Source organism: Microbispora siamensis (genome assembly GCF_016863095.1).
Lineage (GTDB): Bacteria > Actinomycetota > Actinomycetes > Streptosporangiales > Streptosporangiaceae > Microbispora > Microbispora siamensis.
Genome location: NZ_BOOF01000053.1, coordinates 21,905 through 42,298, shown reverse-complemented (window position 1 = coordinate 42,298; position 20,394 = coordinate 21,905). Strand labels below are relative to the sequence as shown.

At 71.4% G+C, this 20,394-nt stretch carries 15 protein-coding genes; 10 read left to right on the top strand and 5 right to left on the bottom strand.

Annotation, left to right across the window (positions count from 1 at the left end; translation table 11 throughout):
- Window positions 1-153: 153 nt before the first annotated feature.
- Both Msi02_RS35890 and Msi02_RS35885 read left to right on the top strand, forming a co-directional pair.
- On the top strand, window positions 154-1,353 hold the full coding sequence (locus Msi02_RS35890; RefSeq protein WP_204052260.1) for a sensor histidine kinase: 1,200 nt from the start codon (window positions 154-156) through the stop codon (window positions 1,351-1,353).
- Complete coding sequence (locus Msi02_RS35885) at window positions 1,350-1,955, top strand: response regulator transcription factor (RefSeq protein ID WP_079316046.1); 606 nt, start codon at window positions 1,350-1,352, stop codon at window positions 1,953-1,955. Before Msi02_RS35890 ends, Msi02_RS35885 begins: the two co-directional genes overlap by 4 nt.
- 32 nt (window positions 1,956-1,987) lie before the next feature.
- Here the strand turns inward: Msi02_RS35885 and Msi02_RS35880 are convergent, their stop codons facing one another.
- From Msi02_RS35880 to Msi02_RS35865, 4 genes are all read right to left on the bottom strand, one after another.
- Window positions 1,988-3,658 (bottom strand): RICIN domain-containing protein, encoded by a 1,671-nt coding sequence (locus tag Msi02_RS35880; protein ID WP_204052287.1) that lies wholly within the window; start codon window positions 3,656-3,658, stop codon window positions 1,988-1,990.
- Window positions 3,659-3,887: 229 nt separating this feature from the next.
- Window positions 3,888-4,898 (bottom strand): acetamidase/formamidase family protein, encoded by a 1,011-nt coding sequence (locus tag Msi02_RS35875; protein ID WP_204052259.1) that lies wholly within the window; start codon window positions 4,896-4,898, stop codon window positions 3,888-3,890.
- A complete protein-coding gene (locus Msi02_RS35870) occupies window positions 4,895-6,295 on the bottom strand; it encodes an APC family permease (RefSeq protein ID WP_204052258.1) in 1,401 nt (466 codons plus the stop codon). Before Msi02_RS35870 ends, Msi02_RS35875 begins: the two co-directional genes overlap by 4 nt.
- Before the next feature lie 104 nt (window positions 6,296-6,399).
- Window positions 6,400-7,494 (bottom strand): substrate-binding domain-containing protein, encoded by a 1,095-nt coding sequence (locus Msi02_RS35865; RefSeq protein WP_204052257.1) that lies wholly within the window; start codon window positions 7,492-7,494, stop codon window positions 6,400-6,402.
- Here Msi02_RS35865 and Msi02_RS44125 point away from each other — a divergent pair, their 5' ends adjacent.
- The 8 genes from Msi02_RS44125 (at window position 7,495) to fxsT (ending at window position 19,400) form a co-directional block, all read left to right on the top strand.
- Window positions 7,495-7,947: a MarR family winged helix-turn-helix transcriptional regulator gene (locus tag Msi02_RS44125; protein WP_256862754.1), complete on the top strand. Its 453-nt coding sequence runs from the start codon at window positions 7,495-7,497 to the stop codon at window positions 7,945-7,947.
- An 88-nt stretch (window positions 7,948-8,035) separates the two neighbouring features.
- Window positions 8,036-8,821, top strand: coding sequence for a TetR/AcrR family transcriptional regulator (locus Msi02_RS35855; RefSeq protein WP_204052256.1), 786 nt, complete (start codon window positions 8,036-8,038; stop codon window positions 8,819-8,821).
- A gap of 16 nt (window positions 8,822-8,837) precedes the next feature.
- A complete protein-coding gene (locus Msi02_RS35850) occupies window positions 8,838-10,100 on the top strand; it encodes a cytochrome P450 family protein (RefSeq protein ID WP_204052255.1) in 1,263 nt (420 codons plus the stop codon).
- Between the two features lie 9 nt (window positions 10,101-10,109).
- On the top strand, window positions 10,110-10,601 hold the full coding sequence (locus Msi02_RS35845; protein ID WP_239109051.1) for a hypothetical protein: 492 nt from the start codon (window positions 10,110-10,112) through the stop codon (window positions 10,599-10,601).
- A 27-nt stretch (window positions 10,602-10,628) separates the two neighbouring features.
- Window positions 10,629-11,561 carry a DUF4231 domain-containing protein gene (locus Msi02_RS35840; RefSeq protein WP_204052254.1) on the top strand — a complete coding sequence of 311 codons (933 nt, stop codon included), beginning with the start codon at window positions 10,629-10,631 and terminating at the stop codon, window positions 11,559-11,561.
- 341 nt (window positions 11,562-11,902) lie between these two features.
- Complete coding sequence (locus tag Msi02_RS43610) at window positions 11,903-14,206, top strand: FxsB family cyclophane-forming radical SAM/SPASM peptide maturase (protein WP_239109049.1); 2,304 nt, start codon at window positions 11,903-11,905, stop codon at window positions 14,204-14,206.
- A gap of 81 nt (window positions 14,207-14,287) precedes the next feature.
- Window positions 14,288-15,502 carry a TIR-like protein FxsC gene (locus Msi02_RS35830; RefSeq protein ID WP_204052253.1) on the top strand — a complete coding sequence of 405 codons (1,215 nt, stop codon included), beginning with the start codon at window positions 14,288-14,290 and terminating at the stop codon, window positions 15,500-15,502.
- A 4-nt stretch (window positions 15,503-15,506) separates the two neighbouring features.
- Window positions 15,507-19,400 (top strand): FxSxx-COOH system tetratricopeptide repeat protein, encoded by a 3,894-nt coding sequence (gene fxsT / locus Msi02_RS35825; protein WP_204052252.1) that lies wholly within the window; start codon window positions 15,507-15,509, stop codon window positions 19,398-19,400.
- Between the two features lie 2 nt (window positions 19,401-19,402).
- Here fxsT and Msi02_RS35820 read toward each other — a convergent pair whose 3' ends face one another.
- Window positions 19,403-20,269 carry an alpha/beta fold hydrolase gene (locus tag Msi02_RS35820; protein WP_079316039.1) on the bottom strand — a complete coding sequence of 289 codons (867 nt, stop codon included), beginning with the start codon at window positions 20,267-20,269 and terminating at the stop codon, window positions 19,403-19,405.
- Window positions 20,270-20,394: the final 125 nt, after the last annotated feature.

Here is a 20,394-nt window from a genome sequence, read left to right as displayed (position 1 = left end):
GCACCCCCCACGTCAGGCTGCTGCGGCCTCGGAGACCTCTCCAGGTGCGGAGGTCCCGGCTCCGTGGGACCGAAGACCCGGGTGATTCGTACTGCCCGCGAGGTGACATCCCGCCCTGCCCGTCCCGGCCGGAAGCCGACGATAATGACGGCCATGGCAGAGGCGGCGGAGCGGACGTGGGCGGACGGGTGCGAGCCCGATGCCGCCCGGCCGGGCCGTTTCCGGCCGCGCCTGCCGTCGTGGCTTCCGGCCCGGCTGCTCGCGTCGGCGCTGGGGCTGACCGTCCTCCTGCTGCTGGCGCCGGCCGCCGCCGCGGCGTCGGCCGTGCCGGCCTGGCCCGCCTGGAGCCTGGTGGCCGCGGCGGGGGTCTCGTTCGCGGGAGCCGTGGTGACCGGCGCCCGCTCCGGCCCTGGCGTACGACCCCTGCCGGTGGCGTTCGTCGCGCTGCTCGCGGCGATCACGCTCACGGCGGCCCTGGTCTACAGAACGGACGGATGGCAGACGCTGTTCTCCCTGCTCGCCGTGGCCGTGGCGATCGTGCTCCCGGTCCGCGCGGCGCCCCCGCTCGTCGCCGTCACGGCCGCGCTCGCCGCGATCGTCCCCGTGGGCGGCAGGTCGTTCGGCGACGCCCTGTGGGGCACCGCCCTGACCACCCTGTTCGCCGGGATCACCACGTACGGCTTCCGCCGGATGGCCGAGGTGATCGAGGAACTCCGCCGGACCAGGGAGAAGCTGGCCGTCGCCGCCGTCTCGGCCGAGCGCCTGCGCTTCTCGCGCGACCTGCACGACCTGCTCGGGCACACGCTCTCGATGGTGGTCGTCAAGGCCGAGGCCGTACGCCGGCTCGCCCCGCGCGACACGGACGCAGCCGTGCGGCACGCCGCGGACATCGAGGCCATCGGGCGGCAGGCGCTGACCGAGGTGCGCGAGGCGGTCACGGGTTACCGGGACGCGAGCCTCGCCTTCGAACTCGACAGCGCCCGGGCGGCCCTGGCCACGGCCGGCGTCGACTGCGTGGTGAAGGAGTCGGGGCCCGCGCTGACGCGGGAGACCGACATGCTGCTGAGCTGGGTCGTCCGGGAGGGGATCACGAACGTCGTGCGGCACTCCGGCGCCCGGCGCTGCGTCATCACGCTGCGCCGCGACCGCGACCCGGTGCTGGTCGAGATCAGCGACGACGGCACAGGCGGTGCCGTCGGCGAGGAGGACGGCAGCGGCCTGCGCGGGCTGCGCGAGCGCCTGGCCGCCGCGGGCGGGCGGCTGACCGCCTCCCGCCTGCCGCGGGGGTTCGTCCTCACGGCCGAGATCCCGCACGCGGGCGTGGACGACGACGATCGGAAGGACGGCCTGTGACCCGCGTGCTGATCGCCGAGGACCAGACGATGATGCGCGACGCGCTCACCGTGCTGCTCGACCTGGAGGACGACTTCGAGGTCGTCGCGCAGGTCGCGTCGGCGGGCGAGGTCGTTCCCGCCGCACTGCGGGCCAGGCCCGACGTGGCCCTGCTCGACATCGAGATGCCCGGCGGCAGCGGGCTCGACGCGACCGCGGACCTGCGGGCCGCCCTCCCGGAGTGCGTGGTGGTCATCGTCACGACGTTCGGGCGGCCCGGTTACCTGCGCCGGGCGCTGGACGCGGGCGCGCGCGGCTTCGTGGTCAAGGACCGGCCCGTCGGCGAACTCGCACAGGCGATCAGGCGCGTGCTCGCGGGCGAGGTCGTGGTCGACCCCGCCCTGGCCACGGCCGCCCTGAGCGCCGGGCCGAACCCGCTGACGCCGCGCGAGCGCGAGGTGCTCGCCGCCGCCGCCGACGGCTCCACCGCCGCCGACATCTCCCGCCGCCTCTACCTGTCGGAGAGCACCGTACGCAACCACCTGTCGGCGTGCATCACCAAGACCGGCACCCGCAACCGCATGGAGGCCGTCCGGGTCGCCCGCCACAACGGCTGGCTGTGAACGGGCGGCCCGGACGCTCTCATGCCCGTCTGTTACGGCGTCACCGGCCTGCCGCCGAAGGTCACCACGAGGCGGCCGTCCGAGGCGTACGACCAGCCCAGGGCGCCGGTGTAGGAGGAGCACCGGGACCCGTTCGAACCCGACCAGAACTGGTTGGAGCTGTCGGCGTTGCCGACGATCTTGTCGTTTGACCCGCTGCCGCTACGGCACGAGGTGTTGTTCCGGAACACCGAGGTGCCGCCGTCGAACGAGAAGTTGCGCTGGGTGTTGTCGATGCCGACGTTGTCCGAGATCGACATCGTGCCGAGGTTGCGGTTGTAGGTGAACCCGTGCTTGCCGTTGTGGTAGGCGATATTGCGCCTGATGATGTGGTTGACCGGGATGTCCTCTCCGCCGAGCTTGTAGCCGTTGCGGTCGCCGTTGCCGGCCTGGCTGCCGTCCGTGAGGGTGCCGTTGTTGTACGACAGGGAGTCCTCGATGGTCACCGGGCCGATGGGACCGGTGTCCGTCTTGGTGTAGAGGTCCCAGCCGTCGTCGATGTTGTTGTGCGACACCGCGTAGCGGAAGACGTTGCCGGAGCCGACGGTGAGCTTCGCCGCGAACCCGTCGGCGTCCTCGCCGTCGGAGTCGGCGTTGTCGTGCGACTCCGCACTGAGGATGAGGTTGTTCGACGGCCACTGGTCGCGCGGAGTGTCGGAGGCGATCCGCGACAGTTGCAGCCCGGTGTCGCGGTTGAACCGCGTCACCGTGCGCTCGATGATGTTGTCGCTGCCGCCGACGAAGATCCCGTTGTCACCGGCGCGCTCGACGACGAGGCCGTAGACGTGCCAGTACGACCCGTTCACGGCGAGCCCGCGGTTGGCCGGGTCCTCGCTCTGCGCCGAGAAGTTCAGCACCGGAGTCTCTCCGGGGTAGGCGGACAGGGTCTTGCGTGCGCTCGCCGTGCCGTTGTTGCCCGGTGCGATGACGACCGTCTGCGAGAGGTTGTAGGTGCCGCCGCGCAGGTAGATCGTCCCGCCCGACGTGACGCGGGTGATCGCCGAGGTGAGAGTCGTCGGGTCCGACTGCGTCCCCGCCGCACCGTCCCTGCCGTTCGGCGCGACGTACAGCGCGCCCCCCGGCGGCGGAGTCGGTGAGGGAGTCGGTGAGGGCGTCGAGGACGGTGTCGGGGACGGCGTGGGGGTGCGCGTGGGCGTGGGGCTCGGCGTGGAGCCCGCGGGGTTGAGCGACCACTGCTTGCTGGTGACCGAGTCGCAGGAGTTCTGCTGCACGAGCGCCCCGGCGCTCGTGGAGCTGTCCTTGACGTTCAGGCACTTGCCACTGTTGACGTTGACGACGCGATACCTCGCGCCCGACTCGGTGAGCGTCCAGGCCTGGGAGGACGCGCCGCTGCAGCTCTGCAGCTCCACCGCCTTGCCGACCGAGGTGCCGGCGTCCCGCACCCCGGCGCACAGCCCGCCGCTCCCGGCCTTGAGGGTCACCCCGCCGCTCGTCGAGGCCAGGATCCAGACCTGGCCGGCGCTGCCGTCGCACGCCCGCTGGACGAGCTGGGTCCCCGCCGAGGCGCTCGGCGCGGCCAGGCACAGACCGCTGCCGCCGTTGACCACGGTGAAGGAACCCGACGACGGGGCCGCGGCCGCGGACGTCGCGCCGGCGACGCCTCCCGCCAGCGCGACGGCCGCCGCCGCCGTCAGGGCGAGCATGCTGCCCGCCCGTCTTCTTTCCAGACTCACGTTCGCTCCTCGTCTGCGAGACGATGTAGTTCACACATGTGAACGTCATACATGTTCGCGAACACCCTAAAGGTAGGAGCGGACCTCACAGGTGTCAACGGGCAACGTGAGGAGATTTCGCACGAGGAGTTGGCGGACGGCCCACCCGCTCCGGCACGTTGAAACTTTCACAGCTCCGGCCACGACGGCCGGTCGGGCCTCAGCGGGTGGAGAGATACTCCTCGCCGAGGGCGCGCAGGCGGGCGTGCGCGGAGCCGTACACGTCCGGGTCGCCCAGGTACGCCTTGGGCAGCTTGGCCACCATCGTGTAGTTGGTGTCGCAGACGTTGCCGACCGGGGCCTCGCCGCCCTGGCTGACGAGCTGGTAGGCGTCCAGCTCGTCGAGCCCGGTGAGGGAGGCCGTCCAGGTGACGAGGTCGTGCTGGCTGATCCGGTAGGCGTCCTCCAGCGGCCGGGCCGAACCGGTCGACATGATGTGGCGGTCGTCCTCGAGCCGCGGCCACGGGGTGGCGACGCCCTTGATCAGTTCGACGGCGACGACCGTGTTCATCGCCGCCTCGACGGCGGTGCCGCAGACCTCGCCGTGGCCCTGGCGGCAGTGGCCGTCGCCGATCGCGAACAGCGCGCCCGGCACGTTGACGCCCAGGTAGACGGTGACCCCGGCGCGCAGCTCGGGGGTGTCCATGTTGCCGCCGTGGGCGTCCGGGGTGATGGTCATCCGCGCCTCGGCGGCGGCCGGGGCGACGCCCACGGTCCCGTGCATCGGGTCGAGCGGCATCTCGACGGCGAAGTCGCCGCGCCGCGAGCGGTAGCGCACGGTCCGCCGTTCGGCGTCCACCTCGTACATCCACACGGCCTCCTCCAGCGGCGGCTGGAGCGTCGCGGTGGTGTGCGTGGAGGTCAGCGCGCCGAAGTGCGGGAACGTCGTGGAGACCGCCCAGTCGCGGGCCGGCTCGATGGAGACGAAGTGGAGGGCCAGGGTGTCGCCGGGCTCGGCCCCCTCGACGTGGAACGGCCCGGTGACCGGATTCAGATACGGGAACTCGCAGACCTGCGACGGCAGGTCTGCGGTGCCGCGCACCCGGCCGCCGAAGCAGTCCTCGGTGTACAGCTCCAGCACCGCGCCGGGGGCGACGGACTCGACGGCCGGGCGGCCGCCGAAGGTGTAGGACAGGTCGTCGGGACCGGGACGGTAGGACACGACGTTCACTCGTTGGCCTCCGGGGTGACGGCGGACAGGGTGGGGCGCCGGCCCATCAGGGAGGAGCCGACGAGGATCACGATGCCGATGGCCAGCCAGACGAATCCGAGCACCTGGGCGGCGACCTTGGCGTTGATCACGACATAGAGCAGGATCAAGAAGCCGATCGCGGGAGCCACGAGGTGCCGCCACCAGTCACGGCTGCGGTTGCGGACGACGTAGTGGACGACGACCGACACGTGCAGGGCGAGGAACGCGGTCATCGCGCCGAAGTTGACCAGCGAGCCGAGCAGCGTGATGCCGTCCTTGCGCGTGCTCATGAACAGACCGAGGACCAGCGACACCCCGGCCACCAGGAACGTGGCGTTGACCGGCACCTTGTGCTTGGGGTGCACCTTGCCGAGGAACTTCGGGAGCTGGCGGTCGCGGGCCATCGCGAACAGCAGGCGGGAGGTGGCCGCCTGGGCGACGAGGGAGTTGGCGAACCCCCAGGCCACGGCGGTGGCGACGGCCGTCAGCACGCTCAGCCAGTGGCCTCCGGCGTACTCGGCGGTGTCGTAGAACGCGGTGCCCCCGGGGTCACCGTTGGCGAGCAGGTCGGCGCGGTTGGGGGCGAGCAGCGCCGCCACCCAGGTCTGCACGACGAACAGCGCGCCGGCCAGGGCGAGGGCGAAGACCATCGAGCGGCCGAGCCGGCGGGTGCTCTCGCGGCTCTCCTCGGCGAGCATCGAGATGCCGTCGAACCCGAGGAACGACAGCACCGCCACCGACACGGCGCCGAACGCCAGCGGCCAGGAGAACGTCGAGGAGTCGAACAGCGGGCTGAGAGCGTTGCCGTGGCCCTTGCCCTGCGCGAGGGCGACGATCCCGACGACCAGGAAGATCGCCAGCACGATCAGCTCGGCGACCAGCATGATCTTGTTCATCCGGGCGGTCATCTCGATGCCGAGGTAGTTGACCACCGTGTTGAGCACGATGAAGGCGATCAGCCACACCCAGATCGGCACTCCGGGCACGAACGACGTCATGGCGGCGCTCGCCACGAGGTAGAGCAGCGCAGGCACCAGCACGTAGTCGAGCAGGATCACCCAGCCCGCCAGGAAACCGACCGGGGCGGCGATGCCCCGGCCCGCGTACGTGTAGACCGAGCCCGCCATCGGGAACGCGCGGGCCATCTGGGCGTACGACAGGGCGGTGAACGCCATCGCGACCATGCCGATCACGTAGGCGAGCGCCACCATCCCGCCGGACGACTGGAAGACGCTGCCGAAGATGCCGAACGGCGCGATCGGCACCATGAAGATCAGACCGTAGATGAGCAGGTCGGCGAAGCTCAGCGAGCGCCGCAGCTCCTGTTGGTAGCCGAAGCGCTCGACGCCGGGCGCCTCTGGTTGAGGGGAGGACATGGATCGGCTCCTTGAAGCACGGGTCCGTGAAGCACGGGGGCAGAGCCGTACGATAGGGGCAATCCTTGAAAACGAAAAGGTTTCTGTTGGAAGTTTTACGCTCGTCACACCGACGTGACGACCTCGAAGTCCAGCCCGTCGGCGCGCGCGACGTACACCCGCTGGCGCACCCGGCCCGCGGCCAGCGTGAGCGGGCCGCGCCCGGAGACGACCGTCGTGCCGTCGGCGACCGCCTCGACGGCCGGCACCGCCAGCGTGCCCGCGCGCCGCGCCAGGGCGGCCAGCATCAGCACGCCCTCGTAACAGCCGTGCCCGTGCCCGTTGAGCAGCGGCGCCTCGGGGCCGAACATCGCGGTGTAGCGCTCGGCCAGGCCGAGGTTGGCGTCGGTGGCGATGCCGCCGAAGTAGCCCATGGCGGCGTACAGGCCGCCGGTCGCGTCTCCGCCGGTCGCGAGCAGGCCGTGCTCCTCCAGCGCGCCGCACAGCCGCGCGCAGCCGAGACCGCTCGCGGCGAAGGCCCGGTTGAAGGCGATCAGGTCGCTGCCGATGAGAGTGAGCAGCACGGCGTCCGGCCGCACGGCGGCCAACTGCTCGAGCAGCAGGTCCATCGCGGTGGTCCCGGGCGGGACGAGACGCTCCCCCACCACCGTCGCGGACCGGGCCCGCAGGTGCCCGCGGGCCGAGGCGTGCACCAGGCGCGGCCAGACGTAGTCGTTGCCGAGCAGGAACCAGCGCCGGGCCCGCCGGCGCTCGACCAGCCAGTCGATCCCCGGCCCGACCTGCAGCGAGGCGGGCTCGCCGAGGTAGTAGACGCCCGGACGGCGGACGCCGCCCTCGTACGGCGGGGTGTAGACGAAGGGGGCCGAGCCGCCCAGCGCACGTTCGACCGCCACGCGCACGTCGCTGGCGTGGGTGCCGACCACCGCCTGCACGGCCCCGGAGCGCACCAGCCCCCGCACCTCAGCGGCGACCGCGGCCGGGCCGCGGCCCCCGTCCACGAGCACGAGTTCGACCGGCCTGCCCAGCACTCCCCCCGCGGCGTTGACCTCCCGGGCGGCGAGCACGGCGCAGTTGATCGCTCCCGGCCCGAGCAGGCCGAGCACGCCGGAGACCGGCACCACCAGCGCGACGCGGAGCGTGTCCGCGCGCAGCAGATGAGCCTCGAGAGGGTCGATGACGACTGTGACAGGATCGGCCACGTGCACGAGTATCCCCTGACCGAACAGGTGACCGGCCTCGGGTCGTCACTCGCCTACCTGCTGAGCAGGGCCGAGCGCAGCGTCAACCGCGGGCTGGCCGCCGCACTCGCCGCCGAGGACGTGACCGTCGAGCAGTGGCGCATCCTGCAGGCACTCGCGGACGGGCGCGGGCACTCGATGGGCGACCTGGCCGAGGCCGCGCTGATGCCCCACCCCACGCTGACCAAGGCGGTGGACCGCCTGGTGGAACGCGCGGTGGTCTACCGGGGGCACGACCCGGCCGACCGCCGCAAGGTCGCGGTCTTCCTCGCCGACCGGGGCCGCGACCTGCTCGCCCGCCTGGAGGCGGGCATCGCCGAGCACCAGCGGGCGATTCTCGCGGCGTACGGCCCGGCCCGCACCGAGCGGCTCATGCGCGACCTGGAGTCACTGCTGGCCTCCCTGGAGGCCTGACAGGCGTCGCGCTCGCAGGAACAACGCCGACGCGCGGCCGGTGAGTTCCGTCTTGCCCGGCCGCGTCCCGCGGCGTACGTTCGACTGTGTGACCGGAATCGTCATCCCGGTCACGGCCACGGCGGAGGGGGGCGCGGTGACGGACCTCGACTCCCGGCCGGCGGGCCCGGCCTCCCCCTGGCGCGAGCGCGAGCGGCGGGCCGAGCGCATCCTGGACGCCGCGGGCGAACTCCTGGTGGCCTGGGGCTACCCGCGCATCACGGTCGAGGACGTGGCCCGGCGGGCGGGCGTCGGCAAGGGTACCGTCTACCTGCACTTCAGCACGAAGGACCTGCTCTTCCTCGCGGTGCTGATACGGGCCGAGACCCGGATCATCGAGCGGTTCGCCGCCGGCGTCCGCGCCGACCCCTCCGCGGTCCTGCTCAGCAGCGTGGCCAGGTCGACGTACCTGTGGATGCACGAGGAGCCGATCTTCCGGGCGACGCTCCTCGGCGACGGCGACACCCTCGGCACGCTGAGCAGGAGCGCCGCCGAGAACCTGCCGGACCTGCTCGACGTGCGCGACCGCACGCTCCGGGCGCACGTCGAGGTGCTGCGCGAGCACGGTCTGGTCCGCACCGAGCAGTCCCCGGCCCTCCAGGTCCACGCGTACGAGTCGATCCTGACCGGCTTCGTCACGATCGAGCCTCTGTCGCCGTCCACCGTGCCCGCCCTGGCGGACAACGCGGACATGATCGCCCATGTCGTCCGCTCGGCCTTCGAGCTCCCGGGGCGGCCCGAGAGCGTCCGGGCGGCGGCGCCGCGAGTGAACGAGATCTACCAGCGCCTGCTGGACCGGCTGAATGAGGAGATCCACCGGCACAGACGCACCTGACACGTGGAGGTAGGCAATGAGCACTTCCAGCACGGCGGGACCCGTCAACCTGTTCGACGCGGACCTGGTGCGCGATCCGTTCGGGGGCTACTCGCACCTGCGGGAGCAGGCCCCGATGGTGCGCGGCTCCTTCCCCGGCCTGGACTCCCCGGTCTGGCTCGTCACGCGGTACGACGACGTCAAGACCGTGCTGGGCGACCGCCGGTTCGTCAACAACCCGGCCAACGTGCCGGGTGCGGACGTGCACAACATCCGCGAGCAGCTCATCGAGGCCCGCGGTATCCCCCGCGAGTACGCCGTGTACATCCTGGACAGCGTCCTCGACTCCGACGGCGACGACCACCTCCGGCTGCGCAGGCTGGTCTCGCGGGCCTTCACCGCCCGCCGGGTGGCGGAGCTGCGGCCCCGGGTCGAGGAGATCGCCGAGGACCTCCTCGACCGGCTGCCCGGCCACGCCGAGGACGGCGTCGCCGACCTGATCGAGCACTTCGCCTATCCCCTGCCGATCACCGTCATCTGCGAGCTGGTCGGCATCCCCGAGGAGGACCGGCCTCTGTGGCGGGAGTGGGGCAGGAGCCTGGTCTCGCTCGAACCGGGAGCGATGGCCGAGCCGCTGCGGCACATGGTGACCTACATCCGGGAGCTCATCGCCCGCCGCCGGTCCGAACCGGGCGGCGACCTGCTGACCGGTCTGATCCGCGCGCACGACGAGGACGGCGACCGGCTGACCGACACCGAGATGGTCACCATGGTCCTCACGCTCGTCCTCGCCGGGCACGAGACCACCGCCCACCTGATCGGCAACGGCACCGCCGCCCTGCTGACCCACCCGGACCAGCTCGCCGCGCTGCGGGCCGACCCGGGACTGCTGCCGCGCGCCGTGCACGAGCTGATGCGCTGGTGCGGGCCCGTCCAGGGCACCCGGATCCGGTACGCCGCCGAGGACGTCGAGATGGACGGCATGACCGTGCGCCGGGGCGAGCCGGTGATGGCGGTGCTGGTCTCCGCCAACTACGACCCCCGGCGCTTCGACGACCCCCACCGTCTGGACATCACCCGCGAGCCCGACGGGCACAAGGAGGTCCACGTCGGCTTCGGCCACGGCCTGCACTACTGCCTGGGCGCGGCGCTGGCCCGGCAGGAGGGCGAGGTCGCCTTCGGCGCGCTGCTGCGCCGCCATCCCCGGCTCGGACTGGCCGTGGCGCCCGAGGATCTCGACCGGCAGTTCCTCCCGTTCTCCTGGCGTCTCGCCCGCCTTCCCGTACGCCTGGGTGCGTAGTCTTCCTTCGTGAGCAGTGACAGGACCCTCCGGCCTCCCGTCCGGATCGCCGTCACGGGGCACCGGGACCTCGATCCCGAGACCCAGTCGCTCGTGGACGCGGAGGTCCGGAGGTTCCTGCGGGCGTACGCCCCCCACGTGGTCGGCATCTCGTGCCTCGCCCTCGGGGCGGACCAGATCTTCGCCGCCGCGGTCCTCGACCTCGGCGGCGTTCTGGAGGCCGTCGTGCCCGCCCGCGAGTACGGCGAGGGCGCCTTCCGCGCGTTGCTGGCCGAGGCGAGCGAGGTCCGCAGGCTGCCGTTCGAGCGCGCTTCACCCGAGGCGTACGCCGCCGCGAACGAACTGCTGATCGAGACGGCCGATCTGCTCGTCGCCGTGTGGGACGGGCTTCCGGCGCGGGGGTCGGGGGGGACGGCGGAAGCGGTCACGGCGGCGGCGCGCCGGCGAGTGCCTGTGCGCGTCATCTGGCCCTCGGGAGCGACGAGGGTTGACACGGTCTGAGGCATCGGCTCACCTCGAAAGGTGGAGGTGCTACCGGAGTCAGAGTTCCCCGCCCTGTACCGCGCCGCCGACCGCACCGCCGTCGCGAACCAGCGCAGGCTGCTGACAGCGACCTCCGTCCGCCTGTCGTCCCTGGTCACGGCCGCCGTCTGCGGATCGTTCAGTCTCGTCGTCGGACGGCTGGACCTGACGGCGACGATCGCCGCGGGGGCGATGGGGGTGGCCCTCGTCACCGAGGTCTACCTGCTGACCGCCCGCCCCGACCGGCGCTGGTACGAGGCGCGGGCCGCCGCGGAGTCCGCCAAGACGCTGGCGTGGCGCTACCTGGTGGGAGGCGAGCCGTTCGGCATCGGTACCCTCGCGGGCCACCACGCCGGAGGCGCCGGGGCGGACGCGGACGGCCACACGGCCGACGGGCTCCTGCTGCGCCGCTTCAGCGAGATCACCTCCGACCTGCAGACCATCGGCCCGGTCTCGGTATTCGACGGCGACTCGCAGGTCACCGAGGGCATGCGCGCGGTCAGGGCGCTGACTCTGGAGGAACGCCGACGCCACTACGTCACCGGCCGGCTCAACGAACAGCGCGCCTGGTACACCGCCAAGGCCCTCGACAACCAGCGCCGGGCCGCCAAATGGCTGCTCCTGGTGGCCGCGGCGGAGGCGCTGGGACTGGTCACCGCCGCCGTGAAGGCCGCACTGGGCGGAGACGGCCCGGACATCGACCTGCCCGGCATGCTGGGCGGAGTCGCGGCCGCGGGCGTGGCGTGGTTGCAGACGCGTCAGCACCAGCAGATCGCGAGCGCCTACGCCGTCGCCGCGCTGGAACTCGGGCACATCGTCGTCCGCGCGGACTGGCCGTCCACGGAAGCGGAATGGGCCCATTTCGTGGACGAGGCGGAAGAGGCGATAGCCCGTGAGCACATGCTCTGGTCGGCGTCCCATGCCTTGTCGAGCGATTAGTACATCAGTGGCAATTAGGGGATTTTTGGTACCGGCCAACCGAATCGGCCCGCAGTCCTGACCCTTAGGAAGGAGCGCCAGGCTGGCGGGTGCGGTAGCGTTAGCCGCCTACCGTCCCTTGCATCGTTATTCGATTGCACGTTCGCATTGGTGGAGCTAATGAACATTACCGATGAGAAGCAGTCCGAGGTCCCATCAAATGTGACGGACCTTCGAGACATTCCACTCTCCCATGTCTCCGACATCGACCGCGAGGGCATTATCCGGAGGGTCCTTCCGGAGACCCTGGTCGAACGCGTGCCCGTCGCGCGCTTCAACTCGTCGATCTGACCTTCCTCGCGGTGAATCGACCCTCGGTGCCGTTCCGGCAGTTCGTGCTCAAGGTGCACAGCCGGTGCGACCTGGCCTGCGACCACTGCTACGTGTACGAGCACGCCGACCAGTCATGGCGGAGCCGGCCTGCCGTCATGTCGGACGAGACCGCGGCGTGGGCCGTCACCCGCATCGCCGAGCATGTCAAAAGCCACGGGCTCGCCCAGGTGCACGTCGTGCTGCACGGTGGCGAGCCCCTGCTGGCCGGTCACGGCCGGCTCGGGCGCCTCATCGCCGAACTGCGCGGCGGCCTCGGTGGGCTGTGCGCGCTGGACCTGCGGGTCCACACCAACGGCGTGCTTCTCGACGAGCGCTTCCTCGACCTGTTCGAGGAACACGACGTCAGGGTCGGGGTCTCACTGGACGGCGACCGGGCGGCCAACGACCGGCACCGGCGCTACGCCGACGGCCGCAGCAGCTACGATCGCGTCATCCGGGCCGTGGAGCGGCTACGGCGCCGTCCTCAGCTGTACGCGGGGTTGCTGTGCACGATCGACGTCGCCAACGACCCCGGGGCCGTCTACCGGGCGCTCGCCGCCCTGGAGCCGCCGCGCGTCGATTTCCTGCTCCCGCATGCGACGTGGGACTCCCCTCCCTCGCGGCCGACTCCGACGGCCTACGCGGACTGGCTGATCGAGATCTTCGAAATCTGGTCGGCCGAGGGCCGTGTCGTGCCCGTGCGCATGTTCGAGTCGATCCTGCGCACCAGCCGCGGCGCCCCGAGCCTCACCGAGTCACTCGGACTCGAACCGGCCGACCTGGTCGTCATCGAGACCGACGGGACCTACGAGCAGGCCGACTCGCTCAAGGTCGCCTACGAGGGCGCGCCGGCCACGGGGCTCGAAGTCTTCCACCATGACCTCGACGCCGTCGCGCGGCACACCGGCGTGCTCGCCCGGCAGCAGGGCCTCGGCGGGCTGTGCGCGACCTGCCGGGCCTGTCCTGTGGTGGACAGTTGCGGCGGCGGCCTGTACGCGCACCGGTACCGGACCGGGTCGGGCTTCGCGAACCCCAGCGTCTACAGCGCCGACCTCTTCAAGCTCATCACGTACATCCGGCGGAGAACCGCCATGCCCACGCACTCGGTGCCCGCCGCCACCATGGACGCCCTTTCGGCGGGCTTCGGCGACCAGGAGGACGTCCGCTGCCTGGCCGCGGCGCAGCGCACGATGCGCCGGGCACTGCTTGCCGGCGTCAACGCACACGAGACCCCGACGGCGGGATGGGAGTTGCTCACCCGCCTGGACGACGAGCACCGCGACGCCGTCGACGCCGTGCTCGACCATCCGTACGTGCGGGAGTGGGCGGTGCGGTGCCTGCGCCAGGGCGGCGACGCGGGCTACCTCGCCAACATCGCCGGCGCCGCGGCCGTCCGGGCGGGCGCCGTCGCCGAAATCGCGATCACGGCGGTGGACGGCGTGTTCCACCTGCCCACCCTGGGAGCGTTCGAGGCGGGCTCGGCCACCACGGCCCGGCTGGTCGCCGAGGGAGGGCGATTCTCGCTCGAGGACCTGCCCGGCGCGGTCTGGCACCCTCTGCGACGGCTGACCGCGGAGGGCCTGTCCGTCGTGCTGGAGGACACCGATCCCCATCGGCGCTGCCACGGCCACCCGGTGGCCGGGCGGCTCACCGAGGAGGAGGCGGCCGCGTGGCAGCGCGTGTTCGCCGAGGCGTGGGCCCTCATCGAGTCGGACCACCCCGCGTACGCCTCCGGGCTGCGTGCCGGGCTGACCACGCTGGTGCCGCTCGACCCGCCCGCAGGGGGCGGCAGCGCCAGTTCGGCGGCCCGCAACGCGTTCGGGGCCGTGGCCGTCGCGCCTCCCGCCGATCCGGCCACCCTCGCGCTGCTGCTGGTCCACGAGTTCCAGCATGTGAAGCTGGGCGCTGTGCTCGACCTGGTCGACCTGTGCGATCCCACGCACACCGGGCTCTACTACGCGCCCTGGCGGCGGGAGAGCCCGCGGCCTCTCGAGGCACTGCTGCAGGGGGTGTACGCGCATCTGGCGGTCACGGACTTCTGGCGGGTGCGGCGGCACCGCTCCGAGGACGGCCCCGGCGAGGTGCAGTTCGCGCTGTGGCGGGAGCAGACGGCGCGGGCGATCGGCGACCTTGACGGCTCGGGAGGCCTCACGCCTCTGGGCGCGCGTTTCGTCTCCGGCATACGCCGGACGCTGGAGCCGTGGCTGGACGAGCCGGTCTCCGGGCAGGCGGCCGCGGCCGCGGCCGAGCTGGCGGAGCGCTACCGCGCGGAGTCCGCCGCCCTGCGGCGCTGACCCGCCGTCCCGGTATTTCCCGGCAGCGGCACTTTCCTGACATAGACCTCGTTCCTATAGTGAAATCCGGGAAGGAGGCGAATGGCGAATCCACACACGCCCGCTCAACCCCCAGGGCCGTACTTCTTCCTCAGTTACGCGCACGTTCCCCCGTACGATCCGGCGGACGGCGGCGATCCCAACCAATGGGTGGAGAAGCTGTTCAAGGTGCTCTGCGAGCACATCATGCACCTGACCAGAGTGCCCCCCGGCGCGGCCGGATATATGGACAGAGAATTACGCACCGGGGACAACTGGCCACAAATGCTCTCTGAGCGCCTTTCTAGTTGCCGGGTTTTCGTCCCCCTGTATTCGCCTCGATACTTCGAGAGCGAGCACTGCGGGAAGGAGTGGGCGGCCTTCCTGGAACGGGTTCCCGGGCACACCGGGCCCGCGGCGATCGTGCCCGCCATCTGGGCCCCGATGCGCACGATGACTCTCCCCCGGGCGGCCCAGGCGATCCAGTTCAACCACGCGGACCTCGGCACCCGCTACGCCGAGGAGGGCTTCTACGGAATCATGAAGCTCAGCAAGTACCGGAGCCAGTACCAGACGGCGACGCTGGGGCTCGCGCAGCGGATCATCGAGGTGGCCGAGACCTCGCCCATGCCGTACGGCAAGATCCGCGACTACACCACCGTGCCGAGCGCGTTCGCCGACCACACGCCGGAGCGGCCGGTGACCGTCACCGTCGTCGCCCCCGACCTGCGGCATCTTCCGGACGGCCGGGATCCCTACCACTACGGGCGCACCGCGTACGAGTGGGACCCGTACCGCAGCCGCAACGGCATGCGGCCCCTGGCCGACTGCGCCGCCGAGGTCGCCCGTTCCCGCGGCTTCCTCCCCGACGTGGGCACGCTGGAGGACCACGGCCGGACGCTGGAGGCCGAGGCGCCGAACGCGCCGGGTGTGATGCTGGTCGATCCCTGGGCGACCTCCCAGGCCGGCTGTCAGGAGGCGCTGCGCGGGGTGAACCGGCCGGGGCGGCAGTGGATCACCGTGATGGTGCCGTGGAACCGGGACGACCCGGAGACCGTGGAGCACGAGCCCCGGCTCAAGGGCTGCCTGAGGGAGGCGCTCGGGCACAAGCTGTCGGAGCCCGCGGCCGCACCCGAGGTGCCGAGCCTGGAGGCTTTCCGGAGTTTGCTGCCCGACGCGTTGCACAAGGCGACACAGCAGTACTTCAAGCACGCCCCCGCCTACCCGCCGGAGGGCGCGAGAGTCGACAGACCCAGGCTTATCGGGCCGGAGGAGTAGCGACATGAGCGAGGGCCGGATCGTCACCTTCTACTCGTACAAGGGCGGTACGGGGCGGACGATGGCGCTGGCGAACACGGCGTGGGTCCTCGCGAGCGCAGGCAAGCGCGTGCTCGTCGTCGACTGGGACCTGGAGTCGCCCGGCCTGCACAAGTTCTTCCGCCCCTTTCTCGACAGCGGGGTGGTGACCACCACCTCCGGAGTCATCGACCTCATCACCACCTATCAGTGGGCGGCGATGAAGCAGGCGGCGAGGCCACGCGACTGGCACCGGGAGTACGCCCGAGTCGAACCGCACGCCGTCTCCCTCGACTTCGACTTCCCCGGTGAGGGCACGCTCGACTTCCTCTCGGCGGGCCGGCAGAACCGCGACTACTCCTCGCTCGTCTCCGGGTTCGACTGGGACACCTTCTACGAGCGACAGGGCGGCGGGCAGTTCTTCGACGCGCTGCGCGACGACATGAAGGCCTGCTACGACTACACGCTCATCGACAGCCGCACCGGCCTGAGCGACATCGCGGAGATCTGCACCGTGCAGTTGCCCGATGTGCTCGTCGCCTGCTTCACCCTCTCGGACCAGGGCATCGAGGGCACCTCGTCGGTGGCACGGCACATCGACGACCGCTACGGAGACCGCAACATCCGCGTCCTGCCCGTGCCGATGCGCGTGGAGATGGGCGAGAAGGAGAAGTGCGACGCGGGCCGGAGCCTGGCCAAGCGGCGGTTCGACAAGTTCCCCCGCGGCATGAGTCAGGAGGAGGCCGACCAGTATTGGGGCGCGGTGGAGATTCCGTACACGCCCTTCTACGCCTTCGAGGAGATCCTGGCGACCTTCGGCGACGAGCCGAACCGGCCGACCTCGATGCTGGCCGCGTTCGAGCGCCTGACCGGTGTGATCACCGAAGGCGAGGTCACGTCCTTCCCGCAGATGGAGGAGTCGCTGCGGCTTCGCCACCTGGACGCGTTCACTCGCCGGCACCCCGCTCACCAGGCCGACGTGTACCTCAGCTACGCCTCCGAGGACCGGATGTGGGCCGACTGGATCGCCGCCCTGCTCGACCGGTACGGCTACCGGGTGAAGCTGCGCGGCGTCGACACCGACGAGGCGCTGGAGCTCGGCGGCGAGGGCCTGCGGACGGTCGTCGTACTCTCGGGCGCCTACATCCGCGCGTCCCGCGGGGAGGAGGTGTGGCAGCGGCTGACCGGCCCGGAGGCATCGGGCCGCGGCGAGGTCGTCCCGCTGCGCGTTTCGGAGTCGCGGTTCCCCTCACCGTTCGGCGACCGGGCGCTCGCCGACCTCACCAGGATCTCCGAGCACGCCGCGGCCGAGACCGTGCTGCGGGCTTTCGGCCGCGCCGAGGACGGGCCGGCGCTCGACACCGGAGGGCTCGGCGCCCGCTTCCCGGGCAGTGAGCCCGCCGTCTGGAACGTCCCAGCGCGCAACGCCGCCTTCACCGGGCGCGGGCTGGTGCTCGACCGGCTGCGCGACCAGCTCGTCGGCGGCAGTTCGGCGGTCGTGCTGCCGCAGGCGCTGTACGGCCTCGGCGGGGTCGGCAAGACCCAGGTGGCGCTGGAGTACGCCCACCGCTTCCGCGCCGACTACGACCTCGTCTGGTGGATCTCCTCGGAGGATCCCGAGCGGATCAACTCGGCCTTCGAGGAGCTGGCGCGGCAGCTGCGCATCCCGGTGGCCGACAACATCGCCGAGGTGGTCTCCGCTGTGCGCGAGGCGCTGCGCCTGGGCCGGCCGTACGGCCGCTGGCTTCTGATCTTCGACAACGCGGGGGATCCTGAGGACCTGCGGGACTTCTTTCCCGGCGGTTCGTCGGGGCACGTCATGATCACCTCGCGCAACCAGGCGTGGTCGACGGTGGCGGCCCCCCTTGAGGTCGACGTCTTCAGCCAGGAGGAGAGCCTGGAACACCTCGGCCGCCGGGTGCCGGGACTGGCCGCCGAGGACGCCCGCCGGGTGGCGGAGGCCCTGGGCAACCTGCCGCTCGCGGTCGAACAGGCCGCGGCCTGGCTCGCCGAAACCGGCCTCCCGGCGGCGACGCTGCTGGAGCAGCTCGACACCGAGGCGGCGCGCGTGCTCTCGTCTCTGAACCAGCCGGCGGACTACCCGCACCCCGTGGCCGTGACGTGGAACCTCTCCCTGACCCAGCTCCAGGAGAGCTCCCCCGCGTCGGTGCGGCTGCTCCAGCTGTGTGCCTTCTTCGCCCCCGAGCCCATCTCGATGCAGCTCCTCTACAGCGACGAGATGGTGGAGTCGCTGCTGCCGTACGACGACACGCTGCGCGAGAAGCTCGTGCTCGGCCGCGTCATCCAGGAGATCGGCAGGTTCGCCCTCGCGAAGGTGGACCAGGGCAACAACACGATCCAGGTGCACCGTCTGGTGCAGTCGGTGATCCGCAGCCAGATGCCGCAGGAGGAGCAGGAGAAGGCCTGCCACGCGGTGCACCGCATCCTCGTCGGCGCGCGCCCCCGCCAGGGCGACGTGGACGACCCGGAGAACTGGATCCGCTACGACCTGATCTGGCAGCATCTGCAGCCGTCCCGTGCCACGGAGTGCACCGAGGAGGAGACCCGGCAGCTCCTCACCGACCGCGTGCGATACCTGTGGAAACGCGGCGACTTCGACAGCGCCCTGGCCCTCGGCGAACGGCTCGCGAACTTCTGGGAGGAGGAGTTCGGGCAGCACGACAGGCAGCGCCTCCACCTGCTGTTCAACGTGGCCAACGTGAAACGTTCGCAGGGGAAGTACGAGGAGGCCAGGGACCTCGACATGTGGGTTCGCGAGCAGCAGCTCCAGGTGGTCGGGGACCGGCACCCGCACACGCTGCTGACGGCGGGCGGCCTCGCCGCCGACCTGCGGGGGCTCGGGGAGTACGAGAGCTCGCTGGAGATGGACCGGGTCACCTACCAGCGGTGGAAGACGCTGTTCGGTGAGGACCATCCGCGCACTCTCGCCTCCGCGAACAACCTGGCGCTGTGCTACCGGCTGGTCGGCGACGCCGTCAGCGCCCGCGACCTCGACCAGGACACCCTGCAGCGGCGGACCAGGGTGCTCGGGGTGAACCACCCCTACACGTTGTTCTCCGCCGCCCACCTCGCCCGCGACCTGCGCGAGATCGGCCTCTACCGGGAGTCGGTGGACCTGTTGCGCACCACCCTTCAGCACTACCGGGAGTCGCTCGGCGAGGCGTTCGTCGACACCCTCAGGGCGGCCAAGAGCTTGGCGGTGTCGCTCCGCAGAGCCGGCGAGCAGCAGGAGGCGTGGGAGCTGGCGAAGGAGACCGAAGAGCGGTACCGGCAGCGTTACGCGGGCACTCCCGACGCGCTGGCCGCGACCTTGGAGCTCGCCTGCTGTATGTCGGCGCTCGGCGACAAGGCCGGAGCCCACGAGCTGGCCGGCAGGATCGTGCACATCTACCGGCAGACCCTGGGCGACAACCACCCGGGCACTCTGATCGCGATGAACAACCTGGCGATCTACCTGCGCGGGTCCGGAGAGCTGGACCGTGCGACCGCCGTCGCCGTCGCGACCCACGACGGGCTGGGCGCCAACCTGGGCCCGGACCATCCGTTCACGCTCTCCGCGGCGATCAACCTGGCGAACTGCCTCGGAGAGGAGGGACGGCGCGACGAAGCCGAGCGGCTGGAACGGCGCACCCTGGAGGCCCTGCGGGCGAAGCTCGGCGACCTCCATCCGGACACGCTCGCGTGCGAGGCCAACCTCGCCGTGACGCTGTGGTCGGCGGGGCAGGTCGCGCAGGCCGAACGGATCAGGGACCGCCTGCTGCCCGTCCTCGGCAGGGTCCTCGGCGAATCCCATCCGACCCTGGGCCACCTGAAGGAGTGGCGGCGCATCAACAGGGACCTCGAACCCCAGCCGTTCTGATGTCAGGCCGCCGACAGCCAGGTGAGCACATCCGGCAGGACCTGGATCGCACCGAAATGGGCCGCGCCCTCCTGGATCACCACCCTCGCGCCGGGGATCCGCTGGCCCAGCCATCGGGAGTGGCCCACAGGGGAGAAGACGTCCGCTCCGCCGTGCCACAGCAGCGTCGGTACGGAGATGCTCTCCGGCTCGAAACCCCAGGGTGAGCTGAACGCGACCGCGTCGTCCACCCAGCCCGCCGCCGAGCGCCGTACGGCCTCGGCGAAGTTGTCGGCCAGCATGGTGCGGATCCCGATGTCCGCGATGACATGGCGGTCGGGCTCGGGCAGGTCGTCGTCGAGCGCCGGCACCAGCCGCGTCGGATCCTCCCTGATCCGCTCCACCGCCGGAGAGAGCAGGTCCATCATCGCGTGGTAGCCCGTCTGGGCCGCCGTGTACTCGGCGACGTTCGACTCCGTCATGCCGTGGAACCAGTCCAGTCCCTCGGCCCCGGGAGGTGCCAGCGGGACCAGCGCGGCCACCCGCGTGGTGCGGTCGGGCAGCAGCGCCGCGCAGGCCAGGGCATGCGGGCCGCCCCCGGAACGCCCGATAACGGCGAAGCAGCCGATCCCCAGCGCGTCGGCGATGGCCGCCACGTCCTCGGCGACGTCCGCCACCGTCCTGCCGATCCTGCGGTCGGACAGGCCGTATCCGGGCCGATCGTAGGTGATGAGCCTGACCCCGAGCCGGTACAGCACCGAGGCCCGCGGGCAGGGCCCCAGCCTGCTGCCGGGCGTGCCGTGCAGCAGGAACACCGGGGTCCCCTCCAGTTCACCTCTCTCCTCGACTGCGAGCGTCCGTCCGTCATGGGCATGCACGATCGTCGTCAAGGCGCCTCCCGTCTTTTACCGCGATTTTCCCCACTTAACGGTGTTTGTCATCGCAATCACCATGCGGCATCGGGAAATGCACGGGGCGGGTCGCCGCTCCGGGCAGGGCGTCGGGCGGTGGACCG

Coding starts and splice junctions, on each gene's coding strand:
- fxsT (WP_204052252.1), top strand. CDS start 15,507: ATGAGCGAGGGCCGGATCGTCACCTTCTACTCGTACAAGGGCGGTACG.
- Msi02_RS35830 (WP_204052253.1), top strand. CDS start 14,288: ATGGCGAATCCACACACGCCCGCTCAACCCCCAGGGCCGTACTTCTTC.
- Msi02_RS35850 (WP_204052255.1), top strand. CDS start 8,838: ATGAGCACTTCCAGCACGGCGGGACCCGTCAACCTGTTCGACGCGGAC.
- Msi02_RS35870 (WP_204052258.1), bottom strand. CDS start 6,295: ATGTCCTCCCCTCAACCAGAGGCGCCCGGCGTCGAGCGCTTCGGCTAC.
- Msi02_RS35890 (WP_204052260.1), top strand. CDS start 154: ATGGCAGAGGCGGCGGAGCGGACGTGGGCGGACGGGTGCGAGCCCGAT.
- Msi02_RS35880 (WP_204052287.1), bottom strand. CDS start 3,658: ATGCTCGCCCTGACGGCGGCGGCGGCCGTCGCGCTGGCGGGAGGCGTC.